Annotated in this window: 16 protein-coding genes; 11 read left to right on the top strand and 5 right to left on the bottom strand. The window is 59.0% G+C overall.

All coding sequences use genetic code 11. The annotated features are described in order from the left end of the window. Positions 1-4: 4 nt before the first annotated feature. On the bottom strand, positions 5-925 hold the full coding sequence (locus DW349_RS01135; protein WP_108125844.1) for an alpha/beta hydrolase: 921 nt from the start codon (positions 923-925) through the stop codon (positions 5-7). A 126-nt stretch (positions 926-1,051) separates the two neighbouring features. On the opposite strand from DW349_RS01135, the gene DW349_RS01130 reads away from it, so the two are divergent. Beyond that, positions 1,052-1,615, top strand: a complete 564-nt coding sequence (locus DW349_RS01130) for a TetR/AcrR family transcriptional regulator (RefSeq protein WP_108125843.1) — start codon at positions 1,052-1,054, stop codon at positions 1,613-1,615. A 120-nt stretch (positions 1,616-1,735) separates the two neighbouring features. Here DW349_RS01130 and DW349_RS01125 read toward each other — a convergent pair whose 3' ends face one another. Next, complete coding sequence (locus DW349_RS01125) at positions 1,736-2,497, bottom strand: exodeoxyribonuclease III (protein WP_108125842.1); 762 nt, start codon at positions 2,495-2,497, stop codon at positions 1,736-1,738. Between the two features lie 257 nt (positions 2,498-2,754). On the opposite strand from DW349_RS01125, the gene pyrE reads away from it, so the two are divergent. Together pyrE and DW349_RS01115 are read left to right on the top strand one after the other, a co-directional pair. Further along, on the top strand, positions 2,755-3,441 hold the full coding sequence (pyrE, locus tag DW349_RS01120; RefSeq protein ID WP_108125841.1) for an orotate phosphoribosyltransferase: 687 nt from the start codon (positions 2,755-2,757) through the stop codon (positions 3,439-3,441). Positions 3,442-3,525: 84 nt separating this feature from the next. Further along, entirely contained in the window at positions 3,526-4,212 is a 687-nt protein-coding gene (locus DW349_RS01115; RefSeq protein ID WP_108125840.1) for a TVP38/TMEM64 family protein, read from the top strand. Here the strand turns inward: DW349_RS01115 and DW349_RS01110 are convergent, their stop codons facing one another. Next, on the bottom strand, positions 4,213-4,791 hold the full coding sequence (locus tag DW349_RS01110) for an acyloxyacyl hydrolase (protein ID WP_108125839.1): 579 nt from the start codon (positions 4,789-4,791) through the stop codon (positions 4,213-4,215). It lies immediately after the preceding gene. Between the two features lie 126 nt (positions 4,792-4,917). On the opposite strand from DW349_RS01110, the gene lptM reads away from it, so the two are divergent. The 4 genes from lptM to DW349_RS01090 are packed head-to-tail and all read left to right on the top strand — an operon-like array spanning position 4,918 to position 7,859. Next, positions 4,918-5,064: an LPS translocon maturation chaperone LptM gene (lptM, locus tag DW349_RS01105; RefSeq protein ID WP_108125838.1), complete on the top strand. Its 147-nt coding sequence runs from the start codon at positions 4,918-4,920 to the stop codon at positions 5,062-5,064. After that, on the top strand, positions 5,061-6,326 hold the full coding sequence (lysA, locus tag DW349_RS01100) for a diaminopimelate decarboxylase (RefSeq protein WP_108125837.1): 1,266 nt from the start codon (positions 5,061-5,063) through the stop codon (positions 6,324-6,326). The genes lptM and lysA overlap by 4 nt, the downstream gene beginning before the upstream one ends. A gap of 7 nt (positions 6,327-6,333) precedes the next feature. Further along, the gene (gene dapF / locus DW349_RS01095; RefSeq protein ID WP_108125836.1) at positions 6,334-7,161 is read left to right on the top strand and encodes a diaminopimelate epimerase; all 828 of its coding nucleotides are present in this window, start codon (positions 6,334-6,336) and stop codon (positions 7,159-7,161) included. Further along, a complete protein-coding gene (locus DW349_RS01090) occupies positions 7,158-7,859 on the top strand; it encodes a DUF484 family protein (protein ID WP_108125835.1) in 702 nt (233 codons plus the stop codon). Before dapF ends, DW349_RS01090 begins: the two co-directional genes overlap by 4 nt. A gap of 1 nt (position 7,860) precedes the next feature. Here the strand turns inward: DW349_RS01090 and DW349_RS01085 are convergent, their stop codons facing one another. Then, positions 7,861-9,219 carry a magnesium transporter gene (locus tag DW349_RS01085; RefSeq protein WP_108125834.1) on the bottom strand — a complete coding sequence of 453 codons (1,359 nt, stop codon included), beginning with the start codon at positions 9,217-9,219 and terminating at the stop codon, positions 7,861-7,863. A 307-nt stretch (positions 9,220-9,526) separates the two neighbouring features. Here DW349_RS01085 and rimK point away from each other — a divergent pair, with 307 nt between their 5' ends. Both rimK and DW349_RS01075 read left to right on the top strand, forming a co-directional pair. Continuing rightward, positions 9,527-10,426, top strand: a complete 900-nt coding sequence (gene rimK, locus DW349_RS01080; RefSeq protein ID WP_108125833.1) for a 30S ribosomal protein S6--L-glutamate ligase — start codon at positions 9,527-9,529, stop codon at positions 10,424-10,426. Between the two features lie 20 nt (positions 10,427-10,446). Then, positions 10,447-11,454: a succinylglutamate desuccinylase/aspartoacylase family protein gene (locus tag DW349_RS01075; protein WP_108125832.1), complete on the top strand. Its 1,008-nt coding sequence runs from the start codon at positions 10,447-10,449 to the stop codon at positions 11,452-11,454. Positions 11,455-11,489: 35 nt separating this feature from the next. Here the strand turns inward: DW349_RS01075 and DW349_RS01070 are convergent, their stop codons facing one another. After that, positions 11,490-12,368: a GNAT family N-acetyltransferase gene (locus DW349_RS01070; protein WP_108125831.1), complete on the bottom strand. Its 879-nt coding sequence runs from the start codon at positions 12,366-12,368 to the stop codon at positions 11,490-11,492. A gap of 140 nt (positions 12,369-12,508) precedes the next feature. On the opposite strand from DW349_RS01070, the gene DW349_RS01065 reads away from it, so the two are divergent. Next, positions 12,509-14,197: a transporter substrate-binding domain-containing protein gene (locus tag DW349_RS01065; RefSeq protein WP_198650503.1), complete on the top strand. Its 1,689-nt coding sequence runs from the start codon at positions 12,509-12,511 to the stop codon at positions 14,195-14,197. Beyond that, positions 14,190-15,647, top strand: a complete 1,458-nt coding sequence (locus DW349_RS01060) for a sigma-54-dependent transcriptional regulator (RefSeq protein ID WP_108125829.1) — start codon at positions 14,190-14,192, stop codon at positions 15,645-15,647. Before DW349_RS01065 ends, DW349_RS01060 begins: the two co-directional genes overlap by 8 nt. Positions 15,648-15,745 lie beyond the last annotated feature (98 nt).

Genomic DNA, 15,745 nt, shown 5'->3' with positions numbered 1-15,745 from the left:
AGGATTACAACTGAGTGTTAAAGAACTCGACCAGTTGGATCAGCGCGGTATCAACGTATTCTGGCTTATCGTACAGATCGACGTGTGATGCGCCCTCAATCCACATCAGTAGCTTAGGCTCACCCGCTTGAGCGAAGGCTTCCTCTGTCATCCAGGCGGTTTCAGCCTTGCTACCAACAATCAGCAGCAGCGGGCGCGGTGCCAGCATGTTCACGAAGCGAAACGGATCGTACGCCAAAATCTTGTCAACGCTGTTCCAGGTAAACGACTTGGCAGAACGCGGGTGTTGACCGCGATCACTGCAGTAATACTCCCAGCCTTCAAACAGGTGCTGACCTCCTGCTCGTGCTTGAGCTTCATTTTCCGGAAAGATTGGGAACCTACCCATAGCTTCACCGCGGGCGGCGGCCGTGCGTGCTTGCGCCGCCGCAGCCATCAATGACTGCACTACCGCAGGGTCCTGCTTGCCATCGGAACCGAGTCGGAACTGCCGGCCGATATCCGCCGCACTGACAGTAGCCACCGCTTTAATACGCACATCGGTTGAACCGGCCGCCAGCGCATAGGCACCGGAAGCACAGATGCCCAGTAAACCAATGCGGGCAGCATCTACCGCCGGGTGTACGGCGAGGAAAGACACTGCAGCTTTGATGTCTTCGACACGCTGCGCCGGGTCTTCCAAGCCACGAGGCTCGCCAGCGCTTTCACCTTGATAAGCCGCATCGAATGATAGAGCGATGAAGCCCTGCTCCGCTAACTTCTGTGCGTACAACCCGGCGGCTTGCTCTTTAACACCGCTGCCAGGGTGGCCTACAACCACCGCAGGGAGGGTTCCTGTCTCAACGGCGCTTGGCTGGTAAAGATGGCCCGCTAAGCGGATACCATCGCTGTCGAAAGAAACTTCGGATCGAGTAACGGTTGTCATCTTCACTCCAACTAGACAAATAACTGAACGACTGCAAACTTTACTAAGTTTACAAATACAATCTATTTTGTCTAGTTTAAAATTGACAGTATTGTCAATAAATGACCTTTTCGTTAAATTTCGCCGATGGAAAAAGCCGAATCTTCTCGCCTGTCACAGTTGCTTATCACGGCACTCGATGTGTTCGCCCGCCAGGGTTATCGCAAAACTTCGATGGAAGACATCGCCCGTTCCGCCGGCATTTCACGCCAGGGCCTCTACCTGCATTTCAAAAACAAGGATGAGGTATTTAGTGCGGCTGTCCGCAAATCATTGAACGATGGACTGACTGCAACGCAACATGTACTCGCTGAGTCGCAACTCGGTCTGGAAGAAAAGCTACTCAGGGTGTTGGATGAATGGTTTGGTCGCCATGTCGGTCTGTTACAACCCGATGCTTCTGACCTGGCTGTCCATTGCGAACGCTTGCTAGGTGACCTGGTTTTCCAGCAGAACTCGGTCTTTCAAGAAATTTTGCAGCAGACCATGATGGCTGCAAGTGCGGATAACAAAACGAGCCGTGATCAGGCCGCTACCGCCGCCGAGATGCTGTCGGCGTGCGCCCTTACCTGGAAACACACACTGACGTCGCGCCAGGAATTTCTTAACAAACTCGAAAGCAGCATTGCGCTCTGTTGTCGCAACCTCTGACACCTTTTGAGGGTGTTTGTGCAGCGACTGTCTTGCAGCAGGAAAACGCCTAGGTGGTGTAAGCCATCCCATTAGGATGGCGTGCGGGGATTGATTCTTCTGGCTCGATCGAAACTGAAATCACAGTTCCATGTCGTATTCGATCATCACACCCAGGTGCGGCGAAATGCGCGGTTCGCGCAGAATTTTCACCTCGACCACGTAATCGGCAATGTTCGGTGTAACCATTTGATAGTCGAGCCGCATGCCGTTGGCCTGGGCTTCATCGAACGGCCACCAGGTGTGTTGGCGATCCTGGCGGTTCATCAAACGGAACGCATCGACAAAGCCAATCGGCCCGGTTACCTGATCCATCCAGGCGCGCTCTTCCGGCAGGAAACCGGCTTCGCGCTGATGACTTTCCCAATTGCCCAGATCGATGGAACGATGCGCCACCTGATAGGAACCGGCGAAGATGAATTCACGACGCTTGCGGCGCGTCTTTTTCATGTGCAGACCGAGCACATCGAGAAACGCCAGCTTGTGTTCGATTTCTTCTTCGGTGCGGGCAAAGGGCACGTTGATCGAGGCGATGCTGACGTTGTCAAAATCGGCCTGGATGAAGCGGCCTTCCAAATCCCACTGCGGCGAGCCGATGCCGCGAATCACCGCTTTGGGCATGGCGCGGCTGTAGATGGCGGTGCCGGAATAACCGTCGGCTTCGGCATCGAAGAAAAAGGCGTTGTAGCCGGGCACTTCCATAAAAGTTTCGGGTAACTGGTATTCCTTGGCACGCAGTTCCTGCACGCAGACGACGTCCGCATCCAGTTTCTCGAGCCACTCGAGAAAGCCACGCTGGGAGGCATTCACAATGCCATTCAAATTGAGGGTGACGACCTTCATGCTGTCTATCCAGTCAAAAACGCGCGTATCATAACGGCGCGAAACCGCAGTGTCACGGCACCAGGCCGCGTTTTCAGCCCGTTAAGCGAGCGGGGTACTGAGGCGTATTCAAAGCCCTGTTACAACGTCAGTTACAACGTCAGTCATAACAGGATAGCCGACTGAGCCGGTCTTTTTGTTCGAGGCGCGCTTTCGTTATACTCGCGCGCCAACTTGGCCCTGGCGGCCATTCACTGAACGGGCAGGGGACCAAGGGCATGGATCATACCGCTTCCACCGCAACGACAGAAGCGCTCAGCGACTGGCAGCGCGACTTCATCCGCTTCGCCATCGAGCAGCAAGTGCTCAGCTTTGGCGACTTCACGCTCAAATCCGGCCGACAAAGCCCCTACTTCTTTAACGCCGGTCGTTTCCAGACCGGCGAAGCGCTCGACCGCCTCGGCCGCTACTACGCCCAGGCGCTGGTCGATTCCGGTCTCGATTTCGATCTGGTGTTCGGCCCGGCTTATAAAGGCATACCTTTGGCGACCACCACGGTGGTGGCGCTGAATCGCGACCACGGCCGTTCAGTGCCCTACGCCTTCAACCGCAAAGAAGCCAAAGATCACGGCGAGGGCGGCACCCTGGTCGGCGCCGAACTGAAAGGCAAAATCGTTATCGTCGATGATGTCATCACCGCCGGCACCGCCATCCGCGAAGTACAGGATTTGCTGGCGCATTATCCGCAGGCGCAATTGGCCGGCGTGGTTGTCGCTATGGATCGTCAGGAAAAAGCACCGGGCAGTGAGCTGTCGGCGATTCAGGCGCTGCAAGCTGAACACAATCTGCCGATTATTCCGGTGATTCGCTTCAGCCAGTTAGTCGGCTACCTGAAAGAAAGCGGCGCCTTCGCCGAGCACCTGCCGGCCATTGAAGCGTATCGGGCACAGTACGGCGTCGCCTGAATTCGATTTTCGCCACAGCGGTGATCTGAGAAACTTTGGCGCGCGAATGCAGTCTGAGCTGTTCAACCTGCCAGGAATGCACCCATGCAACGCGCCCTCTTATTCGTCGCGGTGGCAATCGCCATCGCCGCTTTCTTCGCGTTCGATCTCGACAGCGCTCTGACGCTGCAAAACCTCCAGCAACAGCAAGCCCAACTGGCCGAGTTTCAGGCGCAACATCCGTGGCGTCTGGCGGCGCTGTATTTTGTTATCTATGTCGTGGTCACGGCGTTGTCGTTACCAGGGGCGACCTTGCTGACGCTGGCAGGCGGCGCTGTGTTCGGTTTTGAACTCGGCCTGTTGCTGGTCAGTTTTGCCAGCTCGATTGGTGCCACCGGCGCTTTTCTGACGGCACGTTTTCTGTTGCGTAATTGGGTGCAACGGCGCTTCGGTGATCGGCTCGAAGCCATCAATGCCGGGTTGGAAAATGACGGCGGCTTCTATCTGTTTTCGTTGCGCCTGGTGCCGTTGTTTCCGTTTTTCGTCATCAATCTGGTGATGGGTCTGACGCCCATTCGCACCCGAACGTTTTACTGGGTCAGTCAGTTGGGCATGTTGGCGGGCACGGCGGTGTACGTGAACGCTGGCACTCAGTTGGCGCAGCTGGATGGTTTGGGCGGCATCCTGTCGCCCAGCTTGATCGTCGCTTTTGTGTTGCTCGGTTTGTTCCCGCTGCTGGCGCGTCAGACACTGAACTGGCTGCGCCGGCGACGGGAAAACGAATCCGCGTGATCAGTAATGGTATTTAATGACCGCGCCGTACCAGTTCTGCCCGTTGTTGGGTTTTTCGATGCCGCCGTTGGACACATGCTGGAAGCGACCGCCCACTTGCACCGGCCCCCACTGCATACCCAAACCGAAAATCTGGCTGAACTGAAACCGGGTTGAATAGATGTCCGGGCCGAGCGTTGTGGAACTGAGGTAGGCCACACCCAGGCCGGTTTCAAAAATCGGCGTTACCGGGCCGAGCGGCAGACGCCAATCGAACAGCGGCGTGATGTTTGCCATCGCCTGTTCCTGACGCAAACCTTCACCACGGTATGTCGCCTGACCGAGCGCAATTTCCAGCGTTGACGTCACATCGAACGGGCCGAATTCCGCGCCCACGGGCAAATCAAAACCGACCAGCAAACGACCACGCTCTTTGCCATCGTCACTGCCGTAATCCAGACCCGCCGTATCGGCACCCAAAGCATTCACCGCCAAGGCCGTTCCGACCGAGGTCAAAACCGCTACGTTGTGCATTTTCAGCGGCGCAGCCTGAGCGCCCACTGCCACCAACATCAAAGCCAACAACCAACCGCTGCGCATCGCGCCCTCACATTCAACCGTTCAAAGCCGGGCATTATAGCCACGGCCATAGCCCTTTGCCGATGGGCTTGAGCCATTGCTTCCCCTATACTGAGCGTCGTTTTCTTTGGGGTAGGAAGGCTGGCAATGTCTCGATTCACGCGCGCTGCACTCGGTTGGTTGGTCCTTATCGCCACACTCAGCGGTTGCGGCCAAAAAGGCGATCTGTATTTGCCCAGCGAATCCGCCCGCCCCAATCTGACACTGCAACAGGACATCGACTTCGCATCATGACGGCCATCACTTCCGCTTTTGAACATCGCCAGGGCGAGCTTCACGCCGAAGCCGTGCCGCTGCGCCAGTTGGCCGAACAATTTGGCACGCCGCTCTACGTCTATTCGCGCAGCGCCGTCGAGCAGAAGTTCGACGCTTATCGTCGCGGCCTGGGCGAGCATCCGGGGCTGATCTGCTACGCCGTCAAAGCCAATTCCAATCTGGCCGTGCTCGATGTATTGGCGCGTCGCGGTGCCGGTTTCGACATCGTCAGTCTGGGTGAATTGGAACGCGTACTGGCCGCCGGTGGCGATCCGGCCAAGGTGGTGTTTTCCGGCGTCGCCAAGCAGGCGCATGAAATGCGACGCGCGCTGGAAGTCGGCATTCACTGTTTTAACGTTGAATCGGAAAGCGAGCTGCGCCGGCTGAACGACGTGGCCGCTGAACTGGGCCAACGCGCGCCGGTGTCGATTCGCGTTAACCCGGATGTCGATGCGCAAACCCATCCGTACATTTCCACCGGCCTGAAGCGCAATAAATTCGGCATCGCCATCGAGCGCGCGGCCGAGGTTTATCGGAACGCGGCGCAGACGCTGCCAAACCTGGAACTGATTGGCGTTGATTGCCACATCGGTTCGCAAATTCTCAACACCTCGCCGTACGACGACGCGCTGGATCGCGTCCTGGCGCTGGTCGATACGCTGATCGCCGACGGCATTCCACTCAAGCATCTGGATCTTGGCGGCGGCCTGGGCGTCCGCTACACCGGCGAAGATGTGGAACCGGACATCAGTGCGTTCGTTGCAAGCCTGGTTAAAGCGCTGGGCAATCGCGACCTGGAATTGATTCTGGAACCGGGCCGGTCAATCGTCGCCAACGCCGGTGTACTGCTGACTCGGGTCGAGTTTTTGAAAGACAACGGTGACCACCATTTCGCCATCGTCGATGCCGGCATGAACGATCAGATTCGACCAGCGCTGTATCAGGCCTGGATGAGCATCGAGCCAGTGGTTGCAAATTCCGACGGCAAACTGGCAGATTGGGACATCGTCGGCCCGGTCTGCGAAACCGGCGATTTCATCGGCAAAGGCCGTCCGCTGAGTCTGGCCGAAGGCGATTTGCTGGCGGTGCAATCGGCCGGCGCTTACGGCTTTGTCATGGCGTCGAATTACAATTCACGCAATCGCCCGGCCGAAGTGCTGGTCGATGGCGATCAGGCGCAACTGGTGCGCAAACGGGAAACCGTGGCCGACCAGTTGGCGCTCGAATCCCGACTGAGTTGATGCCCGCATGCGCCTGAAATTCACCAAAATGCACGGCCTCGGCAACGACTTCATGGTTATCGATGGCGTCTCTCAAGCCGTCGAATTCACCTCCGAACAGGTGGAACGCTGGGCCGACCGCCACTTCGGCATCGGTTTCGATCAGTTGTTGCTGGTCGAACCGCCGACCCGGCCGGACCGCGATTTCCGCTACCGCATTTTCAACGCCGACGGCGGCGAAGTGGAAAACTGCGGTAACGGCGCACGCTGCTTCGCCCGTTTCGTACTCGACCGCAAACTGATTCAGACCGACCGCATTCGCGTTGAAACCGCCGGTGGCGATCTGGAACTGATCGTCCGCGACGACGGCCAGGTCACCGTCGATATGGGCCGGCCGCGGCTGGCACCGGAAAAAATTCCTTTCATCGCCGACGAACGTCAGTTGCTGTATCCGCTGCAAACTGCCGCGGGCGATACCCTCGAAATCGCCGCCATCAGCATGGGCAACCCGCATTGCGTGATTCGCGTGCCCAGCGTGGCGCAGGCGCCGGTCGCCACACTTGGCCCGGAGCTGGAACAACACGAGCGCTTTCCGCAACACGTGAACGTTGGTTTTCTGGAAGTGATTGACCGCACTCAGGCGCGGTTGCGCGTCTACGAACGCGGCGTTGGTGAAACCCTGGCGTGCGGCACCGGCGCTTGTGCGGCCGTGGTGGCCGGCCATTTGAACGGTTGGTTCGACGATCAGGTTCACATCCATCTGCCAGGTGGTACCCTGCAAATCGAATGGCCGGGCAGTGGCAATGTGATGATGACCGGGCCGGTCGAAACCGTTTTTGAAGGAGTGGTGGGGTGACCGAGACTGTGAACGACAGTGGCATCAGCGCAGACGCCGTTGTCGCCTTTTTACGCCAGCAGCCGAGCTTTTTCGAAGACCATCCCAATCTGCTCAAGCAACTGCATCTGCGTCACGACTCCGGCAACGCCATCTCGCTGATGGAACGTCAGAACCAGATTCTGCGTCACGAAAACCGTCAGTTGATTGATCGTCTGAATCACTTTATCGAAGTGGCGCAACGCAACGACAAGTTGTTTCAGCAATTGCAGCGTCTGGTGTTGGCGCTGTTGCCGCACGCCACGCTCGCCGGCCTGATCGACGCGCTGGAAACCGGCTTACTCGAACAGTTCGACGTGCACGAAACCACCGTCATTCTGTGCGACCAGGCCAACGCCGACGGCGACCCCTGGCTGCACATCAGTCGCGACAGTTTAAGCCAGCATTTCCCGGCGTTGATCAACGACGGCAAAGCCTTGTGCGGCAGCTTCGGCGACACCGAACGCGACTTTCTGTTCGCCGGCCGCAACGTCGGTTCCATCGCATTGGCACCGCTGTGCGACTCCGAGCAACAACCGTTCGGCGTACTGGCCTTGGGCCACCGCGACGCTCAACATTTCCGCTCCGGCACCGAAACCTTGTTTCTCAGCCATCTGGCGCAAGTCACCAGTTTGCTGATGCAACGCTGCTCCGTGTCGCCCATCGCACCCGTGGCCTGATTCAGCCGATAAACGCCAGCACCAGCGAAGCGGTACCGAGGAAGGCAAAAAAGCCGACCACATCGGTCACCGTGGTCAGAATCACCGAACCGGCCAGTGCCGGATCGATCTTCATACGCGACAACACCCAAGGCACCGCCACACCCGCCAACGACGCCGCCACCAAATTCACCAGAATGGCGAAGGCGATCACGCCCATCAGCACAAAGCTGTCGTACCAAAGGCTGGCAACAATGCCGATAACAATGGCCCACAGCACAGCGTTGATGGCACCAACCAACAGCTCTTTGCGAATCAACGAGCGCACGTTGGCCGAACCCAACTGGCCGGTCGCCAAACCGCGAATCGCCAGACTCAGTGTCTGACTGCCCGCAATGCCACCCATGCTGGCAACCACCGGCATCAACACCGCTAACGCCACCCATTGCGATAACGCGCCTTCGAACTGACCGATCACCCAGGCGGCCAGTAAGGCGGTGAGCAAATTAATGCCCAGCCAGACCGAGCGCTTGGGCACCGCGCGACGTACCGGCGAGAACAAATCCTCTTCTTCCAGACCACCACCGGTCAGTTGGGAAATCTGCCGTTCCTGTTCTTCGGTGATCACATCGAGCGCATCGCTGGCGGTGAAGCGACCGAGCACGGTGCCGTTTTCATCGACCACCGGCAGCATTGACCAACCGGAATTGCGAATCGCCTGCGCGCCTTCGTGCAGCGATAACGCCGGGTTCAGCGGATTGATTTCGGCGTCGATAAACTGACTCAGCGGTTGCTGGGTCGGTACTTTCATCGCGGTATCGAGCGACAGGCAGCCGCGATAGCGGCTGTTGTCGTCAACCAGCACGATAACGTCGGTCATTTCCGGCACGCCGGTTTCGCGCAGCGCTTTGCGGAACACCCGGCCGGGCGTTTCCGCTTCGGCGGTGATGACTTTGAAACTGAGCCAGCGGCCAATCTGGTCGTCGTCGTAACCCAGGGCCGCCTGCAATTGTTCGCGCTCTTCCTGATCGAGACGCCGCAAGGCGCGCCGGCCCAATTGCACCGGCAGATCGTCCATCAGTTCGAGCAGATCTTCCGGGTCGGTACGGCCGAGCCATTGCAGCAACGAATCCGGCGGAGCGGCTTTTAATAACGAGCGACGATGTTCGTCGTGCAATTCCACCAGCACGGCACCGCGCAACGCCGGCGGCACCGCTTGCCAGACCGCCAGACGCTCTTCGAGCGGCAGCGATTCAAGTGTGAACGCTATATCGGTTTCCGACAGGCCATCGAACCATTCGGCCAGAGCGGGGCGATCGGCCGCCAGTTCTTCCAGCCAGAATTCGACGTGTTCGTGCAGGGTTTCTTCGCGAGTCGACATGCTAGGACAGGTCCCGGTACGACGGTGAGCAGTGGAGGTTTACCGGCGAACGCCAGCGATTGCGGGCTACTATAGCATGGAGTATGACCGCCAATGTGATCGCCCGACGCCGCTGTGAATTATCCGTTCACACAAGGTTTTGCAGGCCCTGCATTGGGCAGTAAAGTCCCACCCTGTTCGGCGGCGTTTTTTATTGATTAAAGGGTGTCGGACGTTATTGATTAAAGAGTGTCGGAAGACAGTAGCACCCGTCAGGCATTAGCCTTATGCTGCGCCGCCGCCAAATCTGCTGCTATGGGAGTTCGCAATGAAGCTGGCTGTGTTGTCCCGCGAGCCGATCAATTATTCGACTCAGCGTTTGGTGTCTGCCGCAGAATCGCGCGGTCACGAAGTGCTGGTCATCGACACCCTGCGTTGCTACATGAGCATCGCCTCGCACCGCCCGACCATTCATTACAAGGGCGATGCGCTGGAGAACGTCGACGCCATCATTCCGCGCATCGGTTCCTCGATCACCTTTTACGGCACGGCCGTGGTGCGCCAGTTTGAAATGATGGGCACCAAAACGCTCAACGCCTCGCTCGCCATTTCCCGCTCGCGCGACAAACTGCGTTCCATGCAGATGCTGGCGCGCAAAGGCATCGGTTTGCCGATCACCGGCTTTGCCCACAGCCCGGATGAAATTCCCGATCTGATTCAGATGGTCGGGGGCGCGCCCTTGGTCGTAAAACTGCTCGAAGGCACCCAGGGCATCGGCGTGGTGTTGTGCGAAACGCGCAAGGCAGCCGAGAGCGTGATCGAAGCCTTTCTGGGTTTGGACACCAACATTCTGGTGCAGGAATACATTAAGGAAGCCGGTGGTGCTGACATTCGCTGCTTTGTTATTGGCGATAAAGTCGTGGCGTCGATCAAACGTCAGGCCGCACCGGGCGAATTCCGCTCCAACCTGCATCGCGGCGGCAGCGCCGAAGTCGCCAAGATCACCCCGGAAGAACGCAAAACCGCCGTGCGTGCGGCGCGAGTGATGGGGCTGGATGTCGCCGGTGTCGATATTCTGCGCTCCAATCACGGCCCGGTGGTGATGGAAGTGAATTCGTCGCCCGGCCTGGAAGGTATCGAAATGGCGACCGGCAAAGACATTGCCGGTCTCATCGTTACGCATCTGGAAAAGATGCTGATCGACAAACCCAAACGCGTTGAAGGCTGACAGCCCAAGGAAGCAAGCGCATGGCGCAGATCGAACCCGACAAACTGGCCCCCGGCCGCTGGCACAACTTCGCCCTGGCGCTGCCCGGCGCCCCCGGTAACTCAGACGCCACCATGCACACCTTTGTGCGTCGTGGTCGCAATCCGGGGCCGACCTTGTTCATCACCGCCGCGCTGCACGGCGACGAGTTGAACGGGCTGGAAATCATTCGTCGGTTTATGCGCTCGCGCAAATTGCGCGGTTTGAAAGGCACGGTGATTGTGGTGCCGGTGGTCAACGTGCACGGCTTCGGTATGGGTTCGCGCTACCTGCCCGACCGGCGCGATCTGAACCGCGTTTTCCCCGGCTCGGCGTCCGGCACGTTGGCCGCGCGCGTTGCCGAAGTGCTGATGCAGGAAGTGGTGTTGCAGGCCGATTACGGCATCGATTTGCACACCGCCGCCTTGCACCGCTTTAACGTGCCGCAGGTGCGCGCCGAACTGAACAACCCGGATGTCGAAGCCATGGCGCGCGCCTTCGGCGTGCCGTTGATTTTGAACAGCGAACTGCGCGAAGGCTCGCTGCGTCAGTCGGCCGGCAACAACGACATTCCGGTGCTGGTGTACGAAGCCGGCGAAGCCTTGCGGCTGGATGAAATCAGCATCCGCGCCGGCACCCGTGGCATCACCAATGTGATGATGCATCTGGGCATGCTCGGCGGCGTGTTGAAAGTACGCACCGACCAGACCGTAGCCGACACCTCCTACTGGGAGCGCGCCGCCGATTCGGGCGTGTTCCAGTGTCTGGTCAAACCCGGCACCTACGTGAAGAAAGATCAATTGCTGGCACGCATCATTGGCCCGAACACCATGGAAGCGTCCGAAGTGCGGTCGTCGCGCGCGGGCATTCTGGTGGGTTTGACGCAGTTAGCGCTGGTGTACGAAGGCGATGCCTTGTTCCACATCGCGCGTTATCGCGGCATGTCGGAAGACGTCGCCAGCCAGGTTGAGCGTTTCCACGAAGAACTGGGGCCGGAATTTGGCACTTAACGAAACATTCGGCAGCTGATTCACGACGGTTTCGCTTAAGCCCGTTCGGCCAGCAACGGTTCGTCGAGAAATTTCATACCGAACTCGCCGATGCGCTGATAACCGAGCGATTCATAAGCACGCTGGGCAGCGTGATTATCGTGACCGGTAAACAGTACCGACCGTGTCATACCCTGACTGCGCGCCAATGCCAACGACCCCGCCACCACAGCGCGCCCATAACCCTTACTACGCTGCGACGGCGGCGTGTAAACACCACCAATCTGAACCGTCTGGGCCGCCACGGCGTTGAATGCTGACATCGCCAACAACTCGTCTTCGTCGCACAACACAAACAAATCGCCATCGTTGATTTCCTGCTGCATCAAGGTGCGCGCACGACGGCGGGTTTCGGCGTTATCCGGCTCGGACATGGCTTCGCCCACATAATGAATGCGCCATTCGACCAGCTGATCTTCATCGGCCGCCGTGGCATGACGCACCACCAGATCGCCGTGTTGCAGCACATCCGGCCAGCGCAGTTGATTCAATTCCAAGGTGTACAGCGGCTCGGGTGCATCGATGCGCCAACGCGTCACCTGGAAAAAATCGCTCAGCCAATCGACCTGATCGCGCACACCAATAAAACCCTGAATCGGTCGGTCGGCCTGTTCGGCCAACAAAGGCGCTAACAGGTCCAAACCCTGCGGCGCCGCTGGCATAACGATGCCTTGCCAGTAATGCGCCAGCGCGCCAACCAGAGTATCGCCGTCAAACGCGCCCCAATAATGGCCCTGATAGGGTTCATCGCCGGCCACAACGCCGCTGCGTTCCAGGTTGCTGAGCAGGAACAAGCTGGTATCGCGGTAGTGCATTAAAAAGTCGACTAAAGCGGACTGATCGGACGGGGTTAACGCGCGGGCAACAAGGGACACAGCAAGATTCCAGCAAGAACGGACCGCCAGTATCGCAACTCTTGCATCCGCCTCAAGGGCTTTTGCCCTGATCTGCTTGAATCGCTATATTCTCGCCACTGCGCCGACCCTGCGCGCACCGCTGTTACCGAGGAATGCTCTTGTCCCGCCGCCCGTTCAGACTGCGTACCCTGGCCACCCTGCTGGCCTGCGTTGCCTTGCCGACAACCCTGTTGGCCGATGTGATTCGCGTCGGCGGCGACGATTCCTTTCCGCCCTACGAATACATCGACAACAACGGCCGCGTCGCCGGCTACAACGTCGATATGACGCGCGCCATCGCCGAAGTCATGGGCCTGGATGTGGAAATCACCTTGAGCAGTTGGTCGTCGATGCGTTCAGCGCTGGATAACGGCGAGATGGACGTACTGCAAGGCATGATCGCCTCACCGGAACGCGCCAAGGATTACACCTTCAGCCCGCCGTCGGTGATCGTGAATTTCTCCTTCTTTGCGCGCAGCGACGACCCGCAACCCAACAGCCTGGTCGACATTCGCGGCAAGACCGTGGTGGTGCAGCGCGAAGACATCATGCACGACTACCTGCGCGAGCGGGATTTAGGCGTACGCATTGTGCCGGTGCGCACCCATTACGACGCCCTGCGCCAGATCGCCGCTGGCCGCTTCGACTACGCGCTCGGCGCCACCTTGCCGAGCCTTTATTACAGCCGCGAATACGGGCTGTCGAACGTCGAAGCTGTGTGGCGTCCGGTCGAAGCGCAGCCGTATGGCTACGCCGTGAAAAAGGGCAACGAAGACATACTGGCGCTGTTTTCCGAAGGCCTGGCGATTCTGAAAAACACCGGCCAGCAACAGGCAATTTACGACAAATGGCTCGGCTCGCTGGAAAACCCGCAGAGCCGCGACTGGCGTTTGGTCGGTCTCGCCACCGGCGCAAGTTCGGCGCTGTTGCTGTTCGGCCTCGGCCTGGTGGTCACCTGGAACCGCACCTTGCAGCGCCGCGTCGCCCAGCAAACCGAAGAAGTGCGCAAGCAACAGCAACAACTGATTCAGGCCGACAAGATGAGTTCGCTCGGCACGCTGGTGTCGGGTGTGGCGCACGAAATCAACAACCCGTCCGGGCTGATACTGCTCAATCTGCCGATGCTCAGCGACGCCTGGGACGACGCCCTGCCGCTGCTCGATCGGCTGTACGACAGCGGCCGCTTCGACATCGCCGGGCTCGATTATCAACGCATTCGCAGTGAAATCCCCTACGTCATCAGCGAGATGAACGAAGGCGCGCAACGCATCCGCCGCATCGTCAACGACCTGCGCGATTTCGCCCGCCAGGAAGCCAAAGACACCGCCATACCGATCAACCTGAACGAAGTCGTCGCCACCGCCGCGCGCCTGCTCGACGTCACCATTCGCGGCTACACCCGCCATTTTTCGCTGTTGCTCGACCCCTATCTGCCGTCCATGCTGGGCAACGCCCAACGCATCGAACAGGTGGTGGTGAACCTGATCATCAACGCCTGTCAGGCACTGCCGGACGACAGCTGTGCGGTAAAGGTAGACACCCGCATCAACCACGCCAGCCAGCGGCTGGTGCTGACGGTGCAGGATGAAGGCTGCGGCATCGAAGCGGACGCGCTGTCGAACCTCACCGACCCGTTCTACACCACCAAGCGGGAAACCGGCGGCACCGGCTTGGGGCTGTCGGTGTCGGCCGGTATCGTCAAAGCCTACGACGGCGAAATGAACTTCTATTCCAAGCCCGGCGAAGGCACCCGCGTTGAAGTGACCTTCCCCTGGAACAGCAGCGAAGAGACTCGAGTCCATGAATAAAAGCAGCACTCAGACCGACAGTCGCTACCCCGAATTCGGCATTTTGCTGGTGGATGACGAAGCGTCTTACCACCGCAGCCTGGGGCTGATGCTGGAACGCAAAGGCGGCATCAACCACCTGTATTACTGTCAGGACAGCCGCGACGCCATGGCGATGCTGGAAACGCACCCAATCGGCGTGGTGCTGCTCGATCTGAACATGCCGCATCAGTCCGGCCAGTCGTTGCTGCGCGAAATGAGCGAGGCCTTTCCCAACGTCGTCATCGTCATCATCAGTGGCTTGAATCAGGTTGAGACGGCGGTGGAATGCCTGCGCATGGGCGCGTTCGATTTTTACGTCAAAACCACCGAATCAACGCGGCTGCTCGAAGGCATCAAGCGCGCCATTCAATTGCAGGAAATCAAACGCGAGAACGAAGAACTGCGTCATCGGGTGCTGAGTCGCCGGCTCGACTCGCCGGAAGTCTTCTCCGACATTTTGACGCAAAGCCGCGCCATGGCGTCGGTGTTTCAGTATCTGGAATCGGTGGCCCGGTCGTCGCAGCCGTTGATGATTTGTGGCGAAAGCGGCACCGGCAAAGAGCTGATCGCCCGCGCCGTGCATCGGCTGTCGGGGCGGCAGGGCAAGCTGGTAACGGTGAACGTCGCCGGGCTGGATGACCACATCTTCAACGACACCCTGTTCGGTCACCGCAAAGGCGCCTTCACCGGCGCCGACACCGAACGCGCCGGTCTGGTCGAAGAAGCCTCCGGCGGCACCCTGTTTCTCGACGAAATTGGCGATCTGCCGCCGCCGGCCCAAATCAAACTGCTGCGACTGTTGCAAGAAGGCGAGTACTACCCCATCGGTGCCGACCGCCCCAAACGCACCCAGGCGCGCATTCTGGTGGCAACGCATCAGGATCTCGCCGAACGTCAGCAAGCCGGTCAATTCCGCCGCGACCTCTATTACCGGCTGTGTACGCACCAGGTGCAGATTCCGCCGTTGCGCTCGCGGCGTGAAGACATCCGCCTGCTGTTCACCTACTTCGCCGAACTGGCGGCCGAAGATCTGGGCCGGCCGATTCCGGATTACAGCCCGGAGCTCTGGGCGGTGCTGCAAAACTACGATTTCCCCGGCAACGTGCGCGAGCTGCGCGCCATGGCGTTCGATGCCGTCAGTCGGCATCAGTCGAACGGCCCGCTCAAACCCAGCGATCTGCCCTGGCAACAGGACCGCGATCCGAACATCGACACCGGCCAGGGCGGCGCGCTGGTGCAGTTCCCGCTCGATGCGCGCCTGCCAACGCTCAGTGAAATGGACGAACTGTTGATCCTTGAAGCCATGCACCGCGCCGACAACAACCAGTCCATCGCCGCGCGCATTCTGGGGATTTCCCAACCGGCGCTGAGCAAACGCCTAAAACGGCAGCGCGACAGCGAGCCGCGCAAGATGACCGCTGGCGACTGAATCGGCGTTATTCGTTTCGTTATAATTATTCCAAAAGTTATAGATTCTTTGTGACCTCAGTCACACGCACAACGGCTGTGCAGATTGGTCAATGTCGC

The organism is Saccharospirillum mangrovi (assembly GCF_003367315.1).
In the GTDB taxonomy this organism is placed as follows: domain Bacteria; phylum Pseudomonadota; class Gammaproteobacteria; order Pseudomonadales; family Natronospirillaceae; genus Saccharospirillum; species Saccharospirillum mangrovi.
This window is presented reverse-complemented; position numbering and strand designations above follow the sequence as displayed.